Here is a 19,287-nt window from a genome sequence, read left to right on the forward strand (position 1 = left end):
ACAGGATTCTTTTTGCCTAATTAAATCATTACTCCCCTTTTATGAGACGTATTTTATCTGCTTTAAAACGGCGGTTTAACTTAAGCTTACTAGGCTTATGCTGTTCCCTCTACGCAGCAGCCCAGACGCCAGCTCTGGTCAAGGGAAGCGTACTGGACGATACCGGAGCACCGCTCATGGGTGTAACGGTACAAACCACGCTGGTTGGTAAAACCGAACCCCTCTTTAGTACTACGGATGTCAAGGGTATCTTCACGTTTACGAACCTACGTGCAGGGGCCCGGTACACCTTCGTGTTTAGTTACGTTGGCTTTGAAAAACACACCATTCCGCATTTTCTGGTTAATGCAGGCGACAATAATAGTCTGCTTGTACGGATGAAGCCCCAAACCCAGTCCCTGAATGATCTGGTAGTCATTGGGTACGGGGCCCAATCAAAGGCGAAAGTAACAGGCGTTATTTCTCAGGTTAAAGGACAGGAATTAAGCCGTTACAGTGCGAGTAACTTTGCCCAGCAATTAGCCGGAAAAGCCGCTGGAATTGTCATTAATGATGCGTCCGCTCAACCGGGTTCTGATCCTCAGATTGTGATTCGGGGAATCGGTACGCTTACCGCCGGTCGCAATCCCCTGATCGTAGTGGATGGTTATCCTTTATCGGAAGGGTCTTCCCTTAACTCAATTAATCCCCAGGATATTGAAACGATTGATGTATTAAAAGACCCCTCCTCTGCCGCTATTTATGGCTCCAGAGCGGCCAATGGGGTTATTTTAATTACAACCAAGAAGGGCAGATCCGATCGTTTGCAGGTTTTGCTGGATGTTTACACAGGTTTTCAGCAACGATCTGATCGCGTAGCGTACGTAGATGCCTATCAGGCGGCTCAGTATTTTACCGAAGCCCGAGACTGGGGGTATGTTTCGAAGAACCCGTCCAACCGCAGCGAAAGCGATGATCGGGCCACTCGCTTAAGTAAAGGGGCCAGTCTTCGCGAACTTCGCCTGAATTACATCCAGCCTTATCTGGATCATCAGGCGGACCTTACCAATACCCAATGGACGGACGAAGTATTTCGAAAAGGTCGCATGAGTAATTATAACCTCTCGTTTTCGGGGAGTTCCGGCAAAACCAATTATTACGTTTCTACCAATTTCTTTAATCAGGACGGAATCGTCATTAATAACGGTTTCAAACGCTACAGTGCGGCCTTCAAACTGGACAGTCGTTTGTCGGAAAAAGCAACGTTGGGTATAAGCATGACTCCATCTTATAATACCCAAAATTATTTTAATAACAACGGTAATCAGTCGAATGACCCGATTGCGAACTTATACATCATGTATCCGATGTTCAGTCCCTATAACTCGGACGGAAGTTTAGCGATCAGTAAACAGATTGCGGCCAATACGCCAGAAGATGGGGCTTTGGGAGAAAATGCGGTAGCTCTCGCCTATAAGATCAAAAATAAGCGTGACTTCTTCCGCAATTTTGGCAATGTCTATCTTACTTATGATCTGTTGAAAGGGTTAACCTTCAAAACGCTGCTGGGGGGAGATATTCAAAGTAACTTCTTTGACTTTTATAACCCGTCTGACGTAGGAGGTTACCGCACGCCAGCTCCCAAGCCCGCGGTAGCCATTGAAAACCGCGAATTTGTCTATAATTACCTCACGGAAAATACGTTAACCTACGCCAATCAATTCGGTCAGCATAGCCTTGATTTACTGGTGGGGTATTCCTTTCAAAAGGAAAACGGCTCAGCAACCAGCGTTACGGGTTCTAACATTGCCGATAATAACCTGCCTAACCTTTCTGGAGCCAGTGCTTTCGTAGCGAGCACCAACCGTTACGTATGGACTCAGCTGTCGTACCTTGCCCGGGCTCAATATGCGTACAATAACAAGTATCTATTTTCAGCAACCCTGCGTCGGGACGGTTCTTCCCGATTCGGTGATGACCGAAAATGGGGCGTTTTCCCTTCTTTAACGGGGGGCTGGATCATCAGTAATGAATCCTTTTTCCCGAAATCAAGTCCTATAACCTTTGCTAAAATTAGAGGTAGCTGGGGTAAATCCGGGAATAACCAGATTGGTTCTTATAGTTCAAAATCGCTGGTGAACGCTGCCAATTACGTATTTGGGAATACGCTGGCTTCGGGCTTTGCGGCCACTACGACTGCCAACCCTAACTTATCCTGGGAAAATAAGACGGCGGTTAATTTGGGCCTTAATCTGGGTATTGGCAAGCCTTTCACGATGGCACTGGATTACTACCGATCCATCACGAAAGACTTGTTACTCAACGTTCCGGTGCCTGAGCAATCGGGGTATAGTTCCTCCATTCAGAACATTGGCAAGATCGAAAACAAAGGTTTGGAGCTGGAATTCAGCGGTAATTCCCTGCCGTTGGGAGCATTGAACTGGTCTTTCAATGCCAATGCTGCTACTAATTCTAACAAGGTATTAGCTCTGGCTCCCGGACAGCAGCAAATTGTGTCGGGTTCTCAAAGCAATTTTCTTACGCGAGTGGGCGGTTCCATTGCCGAACTCTATGGGTATGAAGTCATAGGTGTGTATAAAACGCAGGCCGAGATTGACGGAACCCCTCACCTGGCCGGAACGCTTCAGGGGGATTATAAAGTCGCTGACTTAAACGGCGATGGGGTGGTTGACTCCAACGACCGTAAAACGTTTGGTACCTATAACCCCAAATTTACCTACGGATTTTCCAGCAACTTTGCCTATAAAAATCTGGAATTCAGCTTCTCACTGAATGGGATTGTCGGACGCAAAATCTGGGACCAGCAGTTAGCCAATCAGGAAGAATCAGGAGAAGGTTTTGGCGTCCCGAACACCTATTATTTCAACAACCGTTACCACCCTATTCATAATCCGAATGGTTTTCTGGCTCAGCCCAATATGGGTAATTTTTCCAGTGCCCGCCGCCTGACGCGTTCCTCCAATTACTTCTTTAAAAATGCCGATTACCTGCGTCTGCGTAACGTCCAGATTGCTTATACCCTGCCCATAAGCTGGGTAAAGAAAGCCAAAATTCAGGGTGTTCGTTTGTACGCAACCGCCAATAACCTCTTCACGTTCACCCAGTTCCGGGGATTCAATCCAGATGCTACTTCGACTACGGATGTATTAACCAATGGCTTTTCCCAGGCTAATTATCCCGTTGCTCGTTCCTACATCTTTGGTTTAACCATTACGTTCTAAGTTTTCATGAAAAAGATAGTCATCCTTTCCAGTGTACTAGCCAGCTTATTGGTCATGAGTAGCTGCGAGAAGCAATTATTTCAAAATCCGGCTACTTCCAAAGAATTAGGTAATTTCCTTCAGAACGAAATCGAAACGGAGGAATACGTAAACGCCACTTACGCCAACCTTCAGTCCGACGGTTTATACGGTCTTTACTTACCCGCTTTGATAGAAATTCCTTCGGATAATACTTACGATGAAGTTCCGGCCAATGATAACGGGATGTATGGCCAGCTCGACCAGTTTACTGCCATTGCGGGTAATACCATTGTGACTGAAGTATGGAGGCAATCCTACCGCACCATTCAAAGAGCTAACGTCGTGCTCAATCGCATTGGGCAGATTCCGTATGCTACCGAAGCCACGCGTCAATCCCGGACGGGAGAGATGAAATTCCTTCGGGCCCTAATGTACTTCAACCTGGTTCGCCTCTACGGAGATGTTCCTTTAGTCACTAAGGAAACAGAAAATCCAAATGAATACTTTGGTCAGGGCCGTACGGCTTCTGCTCAGATTTATGAACAGATTCGTAAGGATTTGACGGAAGCGATTGCTGCTTTGCCAGCAGTCAATACCCAGGCCGGACGGGTGCGGAAATCAGCCGCACAAACGCTACTGGCCAAAGTATATCTTACCGCCAAAAGGTATACTGAAGCAAAGACTTTATTGGAGTCGGTAGTGAATGATGGACAACATCAGCTATTAGCGAATCCGGCGGATGTGTTTAGTCTGAGTAATGAGAACAACCGGGAAATCATTTTTGCCGTACAGTTTGCTTCGGGTGTAAACGGCAATACGGAGGGCAGCACCATGTATCAGCAATACGCTCCGTCAGGAACCGTTTCCGGGGCCAAAGGACACAATCTGCCTACAAAAAGTCTCTACGCTCTTTACTCGTCGTCCGACAAACGCAAAGGTGTATACGTAGGAGTAACCACTTCTGGTATTCCTTGGTGCAAGAAACTCTCGGCCCCTACTACAGTTATTACCGACGGCGGTAGTGATATAGTCGTCCTGCGTTATGCCGATGTCATTTTGATGCTATCGGAAATCGAAAACGAACTAGGTAATATTTCGACGGCCCTTACCTATCTGAATCAAATCAGAACTCGAGCTGGTTTGGCTGCTACTTCGGCCAGCACTCAGACGGAGTTACGCGAAGCTATTGCTCTCGAACGCCAGTTGGAACTCGTGGGAGAAGGCCACCGCTGGTTTGATTTGATCCGCACGGGTACTGCTCTGACGGTGATGAATCAATGGTTTAAAGCCAACAACATTCTCACGACCCTTACCAGTAATAACCTGCTCATGCCTATTCCGCAGAGTCAGGTAGATACTGATCCTGCCATTAAACAAAACGAAGGTTATTAACCCCTTTTCTGCGGTGATAGAGGCTTCTCTATCACCGCTTTTAATTGTAAGTTCTTGTACTTAATTTAATAATCTATGGTTCGGTTGTCAAACGTTGCCTGTCAATCGATCAACTGACCGCGGCGGCGGCCATTAAAAACAATTAACTACTTATGTTTCGTATTTCACTTCTTCTGCTGGCCTGTGGTCTTACCTTCTTTGCTCAGGCCCAACACCGTCCGGCTCAGGCGATTATTCGTGAATTTCATGATCCTAATTCCAAAGAAGTCTTAGTGGTAGCTCACCGGGGCGACTGGCGGTACGCTCCCGAAAATTCCGTTCTTAGTCTGCAACATGCCATTGAACTAGGTGTGGATGTCGTGGAAATTGACCTGAAGAAAAGTAAAGACGGCGTATTGATTTTGCTGCACGATCAAACCCTGGACCGCACTACCACCGGACACGGTAACCCAAGTGATTATACCTGGGAAGAATTACAAAAATTCACCCTCAAAAACGAACACGGCGGCCCCACTCGCCAAAAAATCATGGCGTTCGAGGATTGCATGCAACGAGCTAAAGGAAAAGTAATGATTAACATCGATAAGGGCTATGAGTATTACCAGGAGGCTTACGAGATTCTCGAAAAAACCGGCACGGTAGATCACGCCATTATTAAAACGAATAAAACATACGAAGAAGTAAAGCGTGAAAATGGTCCGCTGCTTCAGAGTAAATTAGCCTTTATGCCCATTGTGAATTTAGCTAAGCCTGAGGCGAAATCGATTATTGAAACCTACGAAAAACAGCTTAAACCCGTAGCGTATGAATTGAATTTCAATTCGGATCAGGTACTGGAAAAATCTAATTACCTGAGCATTCCCAAGTCTGGTTCTAAAATCTGGTTTAATAGTTTGTGGGCCAGCCAAAACGCTGGCCATGACGATGAAAAAAGTGTCGAAGAAAAAGACCCCGAAGCGGGTTGGGGATGGTTGATTAAGCACGGAGCTAAACTCATCCAGACTGACCGTCCAAAGGAGTTGATTGACTATCTGAAGAAAAAAGGGTTACACCCTTAATAGTAAAATGAACCTATGAAGCGGGTAAAGTATTTGGACATTCACCACATGAACACCGGACGAGGCAATAGTACGTTTTTCTATTTCCTGACGGAATAACCCTGCTTTGGGATGCGGGGGATTTAAACGCCTCCGCATTTTTAAGAAAAATGCTCCTTTAAAAGTTTCTCCGGCCCGGTCTAAAACCTGGTGTTCGGATCAACCCGGACAGCAAGTCATGCATCAGTTAGGGCTAAAACCCAAGCCTGATGTATTTGCTTTACACATGCAGGAAGAAACGAAGACTTATCTAGGCTTCTGGCGGAATCAGATCTACAAAAGCACGTATATGTCATGATTCAGATAAGCCTCATAGGCAAGCAGTTCTGGGTGGGCGTGCTTGGCGATAGCAAAGCCGAGCTAAGCCTTACTATGAGTACTAGTATGAAACCTATGATCTGGTCAATAATACATTTCAAAATGCATGATCAACCAAATCATAGGTTCAACAAATAAATAGCTACTCTCTAATTCTATTTCCAGGGATCTAATACCACTTTAACACAATCATCCACCCGGCGTTTGAAGATATCGTACGCGTGTGAGACTTCCGTTAAAGGTAAACGGTGAGTAATGATGTCATCGAGCTGCACTTTTCCTTCTGCCACGTAATTGAGTAAGGTATCAATGTGCTTGTGAGCAGGAGCCTGACCACCCTTTAGAATAATACCTTTGTCAAAGAACTGACCAATGGGGAAGTTGTCATACGTGGTAGGATATACGCCAAGTACAGAAACAATGCCTCCCCGACGGACGGCACTCATGCAGGCTTCTAATACCTTGGGCGAACCTTTTTCTAAATTAATGACGGCTTTCGCCCGGTCAATTAAGTTACGGTCGGGCTCGAAACCCACGGCTTCTACGCACACATCGGCCCCGCGTCCACCCGTCATGTCACGAATTTGGGCAACCACATCTTTAGCATCGTTATCCCACAAAATGGTTTCACAATGAGCCGTTGCTTTAGCTTTATCTAATCGGTACTGAAGCGTATCTACAACGACAACCCGGGCCGCACCCCGCAACCAGGCACTTTTAGCTGCCATAATCCCTACGGGACCTGAACCAAAAATGGCTACCGTCTCACCCCCTTTTACTTCACCCCAGTCAATCCCACTGTAACCCGTTGGGAAGATGTCAGTCAGGAAGAGAACCTGCTCGTCTGTTAAATGATCGGGAACAATCCGGGGACCATAATCGGCGTAAGGCACTCGTACGTACTGGGCTTGTCCACCGTCGTAACCTCCGTAAAGATCCGTGTAACCGAATAAAGCTCCCCCTTTTTCCGTCAACAGGCCCCCTTCCGGGCCATAGTGTTCAGGATTAGAGTTTTCACAATGCCCGGGCAGATGGTGATCGCAGAAGAAACAATGACCACAAGCGATTGGAAAAGGAACCACTACCCGGTCGCCCCGCTTGAGGTTTTTAATTTGGGGACCTACTTCTTCGACAATCCCCATAAACTCATGACCAAGCACCATGGGCCGGGGTTGGGGTAATCCCCCAGAGTAAATATGCAGGTCAGACCCACAAATGGCCGTAGCCGTTACTTTTAGAATGATATCTCTTCCTTCCTGAATGGTAGGATCGTCCACGTTGTCGCACGTTACGGTTTTAGGACCATGAATTCTAGCTGCTTTCATTTCAATTATTGTTTAAAGGACTTGTGAAAATAGAGGTGAGGAATGAGCCCTAGTATCGAACAGTTGAGCTTAATTAGGTACGATACAGAGAAGAATGTTCCCTCGTAACTTCAAGCCTAATCCTTGGAAAAGAAGTAGGTAAACAACTAATGGCATCGAAGGTGTGAGGCATTTTAAACACACCCTGTGGCAAGTTATCGTACACTTGCAGGCGAGTTTTGAGCATACCGTGATGCTTGGCATGGGCAATATATTTGGCAGGTCGGATCTGTTCCAGTGCTTTTTGAGCCTGCCTATTCATAGATTCCAGGGTTCCCTGGATGATAGCCCCCTCGCTGGATTGAATTACTTCGATGTCGTCGCTGAAACGAACGTATAGAGCATTAGAGGCCATTGAGGTAGAATAGTAGATAGAAAGAGATTAACTACAGAATCATGCCAGCCTTTAACATTTTGAACCTGATAAACCTTATCAAGTAGGAAGGGTAAAGGATTCTTTCTACACTTCTCTACTAGCCTAGGTGCGTTAGATCATAGCTGGTCACTCTCCCCCATGGATAGGCTGAAGGCCACTTTGAACGTTAATACGGTATCCTTATTCTATCAGCTCCACTCATTTTCAAAATCTATAGCTGACTGCTCTCCTACTTTCAACGAATCAGAATGTCTTCTGTGAAAAAGATAATAATTGAATAATTCATTGATAAATATTGATTATATAAATAAATTTGTGAGGATTACCCCTGAAAATACCTAGATCATTAAGCTAACCGATTGTTTACTACCAAATCAGAATGTATAATTAGGATTTGAATCACTTGGGAGGGTATTGATATAGTTGAAAAGCTCTATTGTTAGTTATTGTTCTTTAGGCTACTTCTGTGATGAGTATGAGCAACACTGATTCTGATTTATGGCAAAAGTATCTGGCTGGTGATGAAGCAGCTTTGGGCAGTATTGCCGAAAGATACTATTCTACTTTGAAGCACTACGGTCAGAAGTTTTCCGTTAGCGAGTTTATCGTTAAAGATTGTATTCAGGATCTTTTTTTACAGCTCTGGCAGAACAGAACGCAGATCAACGATACCGCTTCCATTAAACATTACCTACTCAAAGGTCTTCGTAACCATATTTTCATGCATATCCGCTCTTCAAAGCAGATGGTCACTCGTGAACTCGACTGGAATTTGGGCGTTTTGGAACACATTAGTGGAGAATCAATTTTAATCGAACATGAAGCTTTGCTTAGCCGGGTTGAGCAATTGCAGCGATTGATGAGTCAGCTTTCTTCTCGTGAACGGGAAGCTATATACTTACACTATTTCCAGGACATGAGTGTGGGGGAAATTGCAGAAGTTATGCAGGTGAACCGACAATCCGTTTCCAACTTTCTAACGCGGGCCATGTCAAAAATGCGAAGCCACTGCCAGCCCGAACACTTATTTATTTTCTTGTATTTATTTTTAAAGTTTTAGTACTAAACTGAGTATGCCTGGTTAGGGTGTTGCATATGAGCATTAGATAACGCCAATGTACTGCCAGACCACTCATGACTACTTTCGATACCTTAGAGGAATTTCTAGCTAACGACGCTTTTCGGGAGTGGATATTAGGACGCCGTCCCCAGGATTACATCTACTGGCAGGAATGGCTCAGTCAAAATCCACACAAGCGGGAACTGTACGAACAGGCCGCTGCTCTTTGCCTGGTTCTGAATGGCGATACCCAGCCGCTACAGGAAGCCCAGCATGCGAGTGAAATCGAACAGATCAAACAATCGCTTCATGAAGCCAAAGAGCGAAGTATCCTCGAAGTTAGAGCTCATACCCTCCGGCCTCGACTTAAATGGCTGGCTCCGTTGGCTGGCGTGGCAGCTCTCGTTCTCATTGGCTTCTTTCTAAAAAATTTTATACATAATGACTCCACTATTTCCAGTACCGTTCCATCGGTAGAGGAAGTCATGGCTTCGAAAGACCGTTGGCAAAAAGTGGTTAATACAGGCAAGTCGGATCAACTGGTTACGCTGACGGATGGTTCCTCCGTTCTGTTAGCTCCAGGCGGACAGCTCTGGCACAACTTATCAGCTCAACAACGGGAAATTTACTTAATTGGCGAAGGTTTTTTTGAAGTGGTCAGAGATACAACTCGCCCCTTTTTCGTATACACCTCCGTTCTCTCCACCCGTGTGCTAGGTACCAGTTTTCAGGTTCAGGCTACTCAGAATCAAAATCTGGCTTATGTGAAAGTGAAAACCGGCAAGGTTACGGTAACCTCCATGAAAGATCCCGGACAGTATCTGGTTCTCGAAAAGAACGAACAGGTTAAACTTAATATTCAGACCAATCAATTAACCAAGCAAATCCTCACCTCCAATCTTCACCGACACCATTCTACCTCTATACTTAATGATAACCAAAACTTTGAATTTACCCCGGTTACTGAAGTGCTGAACCGGCTTCAGCACACCTATCACACGAAAATTGAATTTAACGAACATAATTTACAGGGCTGCACATTCACGGGCGATTTAAATGGCATTCCCTTCGCAGAAAAAATCAGACTGATCTGTTCGGCAGTCGAGGCTTCTTACGAGAAGCAGGGAGATACTATTTATGTTACCGGTCACAGTTGTAACCCTTAATCGTTTCACCGCCAGTAATTTTCTTTCGTCAGGTCACCTAGCACCCTGTACGTAAAACTTTTTTTTGATTGTTTTTACTAGTTCTCTCCACACCGGAGAGCAGAACCTCTATTGCTCATTTTTACAATAAAATCCAGAACCCCTAATGACAATGCATCTACAATTACTTGTCCTAAAAGGCTCCCAGCGGATTGCCCTTCAGATGGTAGTCTGCCTGCTGTGTCTACTGGTTTTTTTGCCAGTAAAAGTCCATGCTCAGAATGATCTAGATCGACGTATATCTATTGTAGTCAAGGATCAGAACGTTGAGGATGTGCTCAAAAAGATAGAAAAACTCGTTGGCGTTAAATTCATTTACAGCCGGGAAATCATTCAGTCAAAGCAGAAAATCAGTTACGAAGCTCAGAATCAACCCATCCAGACCATACTTAATGAAATTCTGACCCCGATTCAAATCACGTATGAAACGACTGGGAATCAAATTTTGCTGAAGCGAATTACACCTCCCTCTTCAACTTTGAAAAAAGAAACCGTGTTAGGGGCCGAGATTCCCGTGACCGGAACCGTGAAGGATGAAAAAGGGGACCCAATCGTTGGCGTTAATATCCTTATTAAAGGAACCACGCGTGGAACGGTTACCAATATTGATGGGACCTTTAAACTTCTGGTCGCCAGTGAAGAGGATGTACTTCTATTCAGTTTCCTCGGGTATAAAACCCAGGAAGTACAGGTAGGAAAGCAAAGTTCAATTAACCTGACGCTGAGAGACGAAAACAAAGTCTTAGACGAAGTAGTGGTTGTAGGGTTTGGTCTCAAAAACAAGAAAGAAACCATTTCAGGAGCCATTTCAACAGTAAATGCGGACGAGTTGTCTCATGCCAGCACTGTTACCGCAGCCGGAGCTTTGGTAGGTAAAATTCCGGGTATTGCGTTTCGCCAAAGTTCGGGTCGCCCGGGTAGTGCCCCAACCATTGAAATCCGTAACTATGGCGAACCACTCGTCATTATTGATGGTATCCAAAAAGATTACGGCAGCTTTGCCCAAATAGATTTCAACGATATTGAAAACATTTCGCTTCTGAAGGATGCTTCTGCTTCTATCTACGGAATGCAGGCGGCTAACGGCGTTCTTGTGGTCACAACCAAAAAGGGTAAACGCAATCAGAAACCTATTATTACCTTTCAAAGCTATTATGGGCTCCAGATACCGGCGGGCTATAATAAGCCAGCCGATGCTGCCACTTACCTCAAGGCCATTATCCAGGATGAAACCTATAACAACGTTCCTAATTCTTCCCGAACCATCAACCGTGAGGAATATGACAAATGGGTAAGAGGCACAGAGCCAGGCTATAAGTCCTTTGACTGGTACAATTACATCTGGCAAACCAAACCTCAGATGTACGGAAGTCTGAACATCTCTGGCGGTAGCGACAATGCGGATTATTACATTAGCTTGAACCGCATTGAACAGAGAAGTATGCTTCGGAATTTTCACGGATTTGACCGTACTAATTTTCAAAGCAATTTTAACTTTAATATTAGTAAGAAGCTTAAAGTTGGGGTGCTAATGAATGGACGTCTGGAACGGAACCGCCAACCAGGCCTTCCAGGCGACGATTACGATTTTGCCTTGCAGGCGGCTTTCCGAAATCTGCCAACCAAACGGCCTTTCGTTAATGACGATTCCCGTTACCCCGCTATATCGGCTATCGATCCACAATTTAGTTACGGGTGGATCAATGAGCAGATGTCTGGAAAGTACGAGTCACAAATTCGGATTATGCAAATCAACGGTACGGCTGAATACAGTATTTTCGATGGTCTTAAAGCCCGTGCTCTGGTTAGCTACTGGTACCGAAACACCCGAAATGATTTAAGGGAAAAATCTCCTCTGCTGTATCGCTTCGATGAGCCAACGAACGCCTATACGATTGCTTATCAAGGAAATGCTCGTTACCTGGAACGTTACGTGCAAAATGCCGAGGAGATGACGAGTAACGTACAGCTTGACTATGAAAAGACCTTCGACAAACATCACGTGCACATGGTTACGGGGATGGAAACGAAATCGTCTAATTACCCAAGTGTATATTTTCTGGGAAGTCAGGAAGCAAATGGTATTCCATTCCTCACAACCAAATCTACGACCTACGTAGGAGATGGTATTCCTTTTAACCAGAATCGTCTGGGCGTTTTAGGTCGATTTAATTATGACTACGACAATAAGTACATCATGGAGTTGTCGGGTCGGTATGATGGCTCTTATTTTTACAAAAAGGGCAAGCGTTTTGGCTTTTTCCCTTCCGGATCGCTGGCCTATCGCATTTCTCAGGAAAGATTCTGGAAAAACAATTCGTTCCTGAGTCAGAAAATCGATGAAGTAAAACTTCGCGGTTCTTATGGGGTACTGGGTAAAGAGTTAGGGAATGCTCTGACCTATATCACCGGCTATAATTTTAATCAGGGATCAGCTATCCTGGATGGAAGGGACGTAGTTTCAAGCCGAATCACAGGTCTGGCTACGGATAATATTACATGGGGTCGGGTATACGTACTGGATTTGGGAGTGGACATCGGATTATTTAATAATCGTTTGACGGGAGGTTTTGACTGGTTTGATCGTCATCAGACGGGTGAATTAGCCAGCCGTTATGATGTATTGTTACCGAACGAAATTGGTTTTAGCCTACCGGCCGAAAACCTAAATAGTGACCATACCAAGGGTATTGAAATGCATCTGGGCTGGAAAGACAATGTGCGGGACTTCAATTATTTTGTGTCCGGTAACTTTACCTTTTCCCGCTGGATTACAGGTACGCGTTACAAACCCAGATGGGCCAATTCCTATGATCGGTTCCGGGACCTGTGGAATACCGAAGGCCGTTTCCGGGATGGTAGTTTTCAGCTCGTTTCCGTTGGGCAGTTTCAGAGCTGGGAGCAAATTGCCAATCACCCCGTCGATCAGGACCACTACGGTAACACCACGATTCGCCCCGGTGATTACATCTATCAGGACACCAATCATGACGGCTACATCTCCGATCTGGATATGGAAAACGTTACCTATCGCGTCAACGGTGGAACGCCTTGGTTAAACTTTGCCTTTCAGACCGGAGTTAACTGGAAAGGATTTGATTTCCGAGCCGAATTTGCCGGAGGTTCCAAATTTACCTACGAACAACAATGGGTAATGCGATACTTTGATGGAAACACCAATGTCTCGCAGTATCTGGCCGATAACTCTACCTGGTATAAAGACATCTGGGATAAAAACAGCGGATTCAACATTGGTAAATACCCACTGCTAACGAAAGGGGTTAATAACTGGATGAATACCCACTGGCCTAACAGCAACTGGCAAACGAACGTTACGTATATGAAGCTACGTAATCTAGAACTAGGCTATACCTTCTCTAGCCAGATGCTTAAAAAAGCTAAGATTTCGGGCCTACGCGTATATGTATCTGCCCAGAATATCCTGACGCTAACGAACATGCCCGGTGGCCTGGATCCGGAGATGACTGCCAACTCAGGTATAGCCTATCCCAACCCCCGGTTAGTTAATGCGGGTTTTTCTTTGAAACTGTAATCCCTTTATTTACCTAAGATTATGAAAATCTCTCTTGGTTTGCTAGTGATGGCATTTATGCTAGGCCTGGCAGGATGTACAACCGACCTGGATACGGAACCAACCAATATTTTACCTGAGGATGGGGTCTTTACCGACAAAGCCCTGGCTCAGTCGGTTCTGGCTAATTTTTATGCATCGGTTAACTATGGACAAACCAATAGTAACCATGGCAATTACCACCTACTGGACGAAGCTAACCTTTCGTATGGGCCAGCCACCACAACGGATGCTGAAAAAGTGATCCCCCGTGATTTCTTCCAGACGTACGATTATGGACTGGTTCGACGAATGAATCAGTTCCTAATCGGAATCCGTTCGAGTGCAGCCCGTTCGGCCTTACTGGAAGCAGACCGAAGTGATCTGGAGGCTCAGTGTATTTTTTTAAGGGCCTGGTATCATTTCTGCATGGCTCGCTCCTTTGGGGGCATGCCTATCTTGGGCGATACCGTGTACACGTATCAGTCGGGCATCGACCCGGTTAAATTTCAGGTAGCACGCTCTACGGAAGCGGGAATCTATGATTACGTTATTGCCCAGTGCGATCTGGCTGCCTCTAAACTCACCTCTTCTAAAACCACGAATGGAAGTGTAGCTAATAAATGGGCTGCCTTGATGCTTAAAGCACGGGCTGCGGTATACGCAGGTTCCATTGCCAACTATGGTAATAAACTTACACCCAGCGTCAGAACGCAAAACTGGGAGGCAGGTATTCCCGCTGATCAGGCCAGTAAGTATTATAAGATAGCCCTCGAAACCGCCGAACAGGTTATCCAGCAGGGTCCTTATGTATTGCAGATTGACCCTACCAACCTGGGTGATTCTTTTTACAAAGCGACGAGCGTAAAATCAGGCAATACCGAAGTAATCTGGGCGATGGACCGTTTACGTCCGAATGTAGTAACGCAATTTACAAATTTTACAATGCCCTATTCTCACCGGGATTATACGGATGGTAACGCTCTGGGTGTAGTTTTGAATCTGGTGGAAGCCTTTGAAAATAAGGATGGTAGTGCCCCGCAGATCAAGACACGAAATGACGACGGGAGTTATGTATTCTACAATTCTGTTGAAGATCCTTTCACTAAAAAGGATGCCCGGCTCTGGGGAACGGTCATCTACCCCAATGCTCCTTACCGTCAGACACCTGTGATTCTTCAGGCGGGCCAACTTAACAAATCGGGTAATCAATACGTACTGCTAACTTCCTCCGTTGGAGGTAAAGATTCTCAGGGTAATCTGATCACGTCTATTAATGGCCCGGTGGCTAATTCTGACAATTTTGTTAACAAAACCGGTTTCCTCGTTCGGAAATTTCTGGATGAAACCCCCAATGCAGGGTTAAATCCAGGTTTCAGCGAGATGTGGTGGCCCCGCATCCGTATTGCCGAAGCCTATCTGATTGCCGCCGAAGCCGCTTTCGAATTGGGAGATAAAGCCAAGGCTGTTACGAACTTAAACGTTACTCGCCGTCGGGGCGGTATTCAACCCGTAACCGAGTCGACTATTACGTTCAACCACATTGTGAATGAATATCGGGTTGAATTCGCTTTTGAAGATCACCGGTATTGGGATTTAAAACGTTGGCGGTTAGCTCATACCATCTGGAATGGTACCCCCAATGATCCTACGGCTCAGATGTATTCGCTCTTCCCCTATAAAGTAGTGGCTCCGGGCGACGCGAATGATGGGAAGTGGGTATTTACCAAACAGGCTTCCTATAAAATGGCTCCCAATCCCCGTAATTTTCCTTTGATGAATTATTACGCGGCCATTCAGCCGAGCTGGCGAGCCAATAACCCTAAATTGGTGTATAACCCTCTACAATAAGCATTTATATCATGACTATATCATCCCTTTTCTATCGTCTGTTCCTCTTTCTGTCGGTGTCTTTGCTTATGGGCTGCAGCACAGAAATTGATAACTGGGACTATCCTACCTCCAGGGTTTCGGGCCAGTTTCTCTATAAAGGACAGCCCATGCAGTTGATGTCAACTGCCTCTGATGCCTACGGATCTAACATGCTTCAGCTTCACCAAACGGGTGAAGGCTGGATACAGGGTTTTATCAAGGTATTTGCCAAAGAAGATGGCAGTTATACGGTGAATGCTTTCGATGGCGATTACTTCCTTAACCTAACTCCTGGACGAGGCCCATGGGTACCTAATACGGATACGCTGCGGTTTTCCCTGAAAGGAGAAGAGAAGAATATAAACTTTGAAGTAACGCCTTACTTCTGGCTGAGCAACTATACCAGCAGCTACAAGGATTCGGTATTTACTGCCACCTTCAATGTTGAGCAAGTAGTCTCAACCGCGGCCATAGAAAAAGCGGTCATTCATTTGTGTACGACAGCTATTGTGGATAATACGTCTAAATCATTCGAGAGGTCATTTAGTAACGTAGTTCCAGGCACAAACACGATTACGCTGGATTTGAAAACCTTATCAACTTATGAGAAAACAAATCTTAAAAAAACAGGCTTTCTCTACGCTCGGGTGGGTGTAAAAACCAAAAATGTGTGGGACCTAATCTACTCTTCAACGGTACGATTAACCCCCTAAGATTAAAGGATAAGCGGGTGGGAAAACCAAGGGTATAACTCAACATTCATACCCGGATTTTTTAAGGTTTATCAGCCCCTGCTAGCCGCACTAGGAGCAGATGCCTAATAAATCGTTTCATTCATTAAATAAAGGTTAAAGGTTACAAACCTGCTGACACTTTTAGAGTCAGATGGTTTTAAATCATTTGCTTGGAACGAACTTACTTTAAGCAATAGGAAGACCTTACATCCCGATGCTGCTTAGCGTCGGGGTGTTTTTGTTTCAAGCATCGCCCTCCTGATTAATGGTTGTAACGATAAGGAAATGAGCCATCTGGCAGCCTTTGAAAAGCTCAAATATTCTAGAGGCTATCTATAAATAAAAGTAAAAAAGCCTCTCCCTACTTCGGGAACCATTGGATGAAAGAGTTTATGCAACTAGCTGTCATCGAGAGCGAAGCGGAGGGACTTACTTAGCCTCGTGCCCTAGGAGTCCCCGGATTTCATCCGGGGCTATCCGTGTTGAACCCCTCCGGGGTTCTTGGCGTAACTCTATTGTAACAATGTTAACCACAACCCCAGCGGGGTTGAATATGAATAGCCCCGGTCTGGATGCACCCAAGCTGGATAGCCCCGGATGAAATCCGGGGACTCCTGAGGCACGGTTGGTAGTTGAGGCCATTCTATACCCGAGGAATATTTATCCATCAGCGTCTGTCATTCAGAGCGAAGCGAAGAACCTTATACCCTTTTCGAGTTTGTTGGGACATGCAAAAACTTGAGTAAGCCCACCCCATTCCACCCAAGGTCTCTCTCTTGAATCCAGATGACAAGTTGAGAGAGTTGGTTCATTCCCATCCATCCTCCAGAGCCATCCGAAGAATCTCACTCCAGGGTTTTCTATTATTGGAAATAGATAAGCGTTGGAAATGGGGAGGGTTATTTACAATGCCAGTTTAGTCAGTCCATTAGAGCTAATGGTTCATCACTATTTATACTGACAATGAACTATGATTTCAATAGTTATGAGGGCAATACTTACACACATACCCTGTTCCAACGAGTATTATATAAATATACTTATCGTATTATTGCTTAATGTATTACTTTTGTCAGGGAGGCTTGAGGGTAGGTGTAGGTCCTGTCTAGTCGTCCAACGTATGATCAGACCTGGTTTTTAACTTGATTTCCCGATATAATTGAGCCCTTTTTATCAGCTTCATTCAGGGTTAGCGACTGATTCAAAACAAGTATGTGAAGTGTTCACACGCTCTCCATGCAAGGAATTATAAAAAATTTATTAGCGGATTATCGAATGTCTATTTTCTTTGAGAATAGACATTTTTGATTTAGAGGCAATGCTTACTGGCAACCAGGCTTCATTACCTACTTTGGTGAAGAGACGGAAAAGCGAGAGGTCTATCAGTCGAAACACTACTAATTATTCTATTATGGTTATACGTACTTATCAATCAGTAGATTATGCTGGATGTATGAAGGCCTTTGAAAGCAATTGTCCGGCATTTTTTGCGGATCATGAAAAAGAGCTGTTTCAGCATTTCCTTCGCGAACTGGAAATCTCATCAATGAATTATTATGTGGTGGAACATGAAAATCAAATCATCGCCTGTGCAGGTTTTTATTTACCCTCCCAGATAGATAAGGCTGCTGAATTGGTATGGGGCATGGTAACCCGGGATTTTCAACGCGAGGGAGTTGGAAAGCAGCTGCTAGATTACCGACTCCGTAAAATTCAGGAAATCAGGCCAGGCACATCGGTACTATTGGACACGACTCAGTTGAGTTTCCCATTTTTTGAGAAGGCTGGTTTTCGGACGCTAAAAATCTCTCCGAATTTTTATGCCCCTGGTCTTGACCGTTACGATATGATCCTCGAGCCCTATAACGTTTGAAGAAGCTTACAGACTTTCCGACAACTTGAAAGTCTAGCGAAATAGATCAGTAGTTGTTCGTTAATATACTTATCATTCAGATTATTATAACTGAATGACATCGTATTAAATAATTACACGAAACTAAAATGGTTAGCTACGTAACAGGCTTCTAAAATCTCCAGTAACTTCATGCTCGTAAACTGCCTGGTATTTATGCAGGCAGCAAATCTGAATGTATGTATCTTTTTAATCAAGCCTATCTTCCTTTCATTACACCCATGAGAACCTTTCTCTTCTTGCTGAGTTTGCTGCTGACTACTTCATCACTTTATGCTCAGACTGAGTCCCTGCAAGCTAAAATTGAACAACTCGTTAAAACCAAAAAAGCAACGGTAGGGGTAGGCATTTACGACTTTACCAGCCGAAAAACCTTGCTCATCCATGGATCTACGCATGTGCCTATGCAGAGTGTATATAAGTTTCATGTAGCCTTAGCGGTTCTGAAAGAAGTAGATAAAGGACGCTTCCGACTGGATCAAAAGATGCACATTAAAAAAAGTGACCTAACTCCTGGATTGCATAGTCCGATGGGGGAAGACTATCCCAATGGCGACGTTGATTTACCCTTATCGAAGTTCATCAGTTATATGATCTCCGAGAGTGATGGTAGTGCCTGCGATTACCTCTTTAAACTATTGGGTGGACCGGAGCAGGTAAATGCGTTCATTCATCAATTAGGGATTAAAGAGGTAGCGATCCGGGCGACGGAAGCAACCATGCAGGCCCAGGGAAACTGGGACGTCCAATACACCAACTGGACTACCCCGGCGGCGATGCTGGACTTACTCAAGCTGTTTTATCAGCAAAAAATTCTCTCGAAGAGTAGCCACGATTTCCTGTGGAAAGTAATGACGGAGACCGTAACTGGGGAGAATCGACTCAAAAAGCTATTACCAACCGGAACTCTGGTCATCCACAAGACGGGAACCTCGGGAACCAATAAAGACGGAATGATGGGAGCGGTCAACGATGTCGGTTTTATCTCTTTGCCTACTGGTAAGCATCTGGCTATCTGTGTATTTGTAAATAACTCCACCGAAGGGATAGAAAAGAACGAACAAATCATTGCGGATATAGCCAAGCTGACGTATGATCACTTCGCCGGAAAGCATTAGTCGTATATCTATGGCGTTTTTCCACT

Annotated in this window: 12 protein-coding genes; 10 read left to right on the forward strand and 2 right to left on the reverse strand. The window is 45.0% G+C overall.

Features of this window, described 5'->3' with window-relative positions:
* Window positions 1-41: 41 nt before the first annotated feature.
* From QE357_RS23005 to QE357_RS23015, 3 genes are all read left to right on the forward strand, one after another.
* Window positions 42-3,221 (forward strand): TonB-dependent receptor, encoded by a 3,180-nt coding sequence (locus QE357_RS23005; RefSeq protein ID WP_309713049.1) that lies wholly within the window; start codon window positions 42-44, stop codon window positions 3,219-3,221.
* A 6-nt stretch (window positions 3,222-3,227) separates the two neighbouring features.
* The gene (locus tag QE357_RS23010; protein WP_309713052.1) at window positions 3,228-4,634 is read left to right on the forward strand and encodes a RagB/SusD family nutrient uptake outer membrane protein; all 1,407 of its coding nucleotides are present in this window, start codon (window positions 3,228-3,230) and stop codon (window positions 4,632-4,634) included.
* 152 nt (window positions 4,635-4,786) lie between these two features.
* Window positions 4,787-5,692, forward strand: a complete 906-nt coding sequence (locus tag QE357_RS23015; protein WP_309713056.1) for a glycerophosphodiester phosphodiesterase family protein — start codon at window positions 4,787-4,789, stop codon at window positions 5,690-5,692.
* A 512-nt stretch (window positions 5,693-6,204) separates the two neighbouring features.
* Here QE357_RS23015 and QE357_RS23020 read toward each other — a convergent pair.
* Together QE357_RS23020 and QE357_RS23025 are read right to left on the reverse strand one after the other, a co-directional pair.
* Window positions 6,205-7,374 carry a zinc-dependent alcohol dehydrogenase gene (locus QE357_RS23020; protein WP_307143710.1) on the reverse strand — a complete coding sequence of 390 codons (1,170 nt, stop codon included), beginning with the start codon at window positions 7,372-7,374 and terminating at the stop codon, window positions 6,205-6,207.
* Between the two features lie 73 nt (window positions 7,375-7,447).
* Window positions 7,448-7,768 (reverse strand): hypothetical protein, encoded by a 321-nt coding sequence (locus QE357_RS23025; protein ID WP_309713059.1) that lies wholly within the window; start codon window positions 7,766-7,768, stop codon window positions 7,448-7,450.
* 496 nt (window positions 7,769-8,264) lie between these two features.
* Between QE357_RS23025 and QE357_RS23030 the strand changes: the two genes are divergently transcribed.
* From QE357_RS23030 to bla, 7 genes are all read left to right on the forward strand, one after another.
* A complete protein-coding gene (locus QE357_RS23030; RefSeq protein WP_106638143.1) occupies window positions 8,265-8,849 on the forward strand; it encodes an RNA polymerase sigma factor in 585 nt (194 codons plus the stop codon).
* A gap of 74 nt (window positions 8,850-8,923) precedes the next feature.
* Complete coding sequence (locus tag QE357_RS23035) at window positions 8,924-10,015, forward strand: FecR domain-containing protein (RefSeq protein ID WP_309713064.1); 1,092 nt, start codon at window positions 8,924-8,926, stop codon at window positions 10,013-10,015.
* A gap of 151 nt (window positions 10,016-10,166) precedes the next feature.
* The gene (locus tag QE357_RS23040) at window positions 10,167-13,607 is read left to right on the forward strand and encodes a SusC/RagA family TonB-linked outer membrane protein (RefSeq protein ID WP_309713068.1); all 3,441 of its coding nucleotides are present in this window, start codon (window positions 10,167-10,169) and stop codon (window positions 13,605-13,607) included.
* A 21-nt stretch (window positions 13,608-13,628) separates the two neighbouring features.
* A complete protein-coding gene (locus tag QE357_RS23045; protein ID WP_198555314.1) occupies window positions 13,629-15,476 on the forward strand; it encodes a RagB/SusD family nutrient uptake outer membrane protein in 1,848 nt (615 codons plus the stop codon).
* A gap of 11 nt (window positions 15,477-15,487) precedes the next feature.
* Window positions 15,488-16,210: a DUF3823 domain-containing protein gene (locus QE357_RS23050; RefSeq protein WP_309713076.1), complete on the forward strand. Its 723-nt coding sequence runs from the start codon at window positions 15,488-15,490 to the stop codon at window positions 16,208-16,210.
* A 1,474-nt stretch (window positions 16,211-17,684) separates the two neighbouring features.
* Entirely contained in the window at window positions 17,685-18,104 is a 420-nt protein-coding gene (locus QE357_RS23055) for a GNAT family N-acetyltransferase (RefSeq protein WP_309713079.1), read from the forward strand.
* A gap of 260 nt (window positions 18,105-18,364) precedes the next feature.
* Window positions 18,365-19,261, forward strand: a complete 897-nt coding sequence (gene bla / locus QE357_RS23060) for a class A beta-lactamase, subclass A2 (RefSeq protein WP_309713082.1) — start codon at window positions 18,365-18,367, stop codon at window positions 19,259-19,261.
* The last annotated feature ends 26 nt before the right edge of the window (window positions 19,262-19,287 follow it).

Origin of the sequence: Siphonobacter sp. SORGH_AS_0500, from assembly GCF_031453245.1 — a bacterium.
Lineage (GTDB): Bacteria > Bacteroidota > Bacteroidia > Cytophagales > Spirosomataceae > Siphonobacter.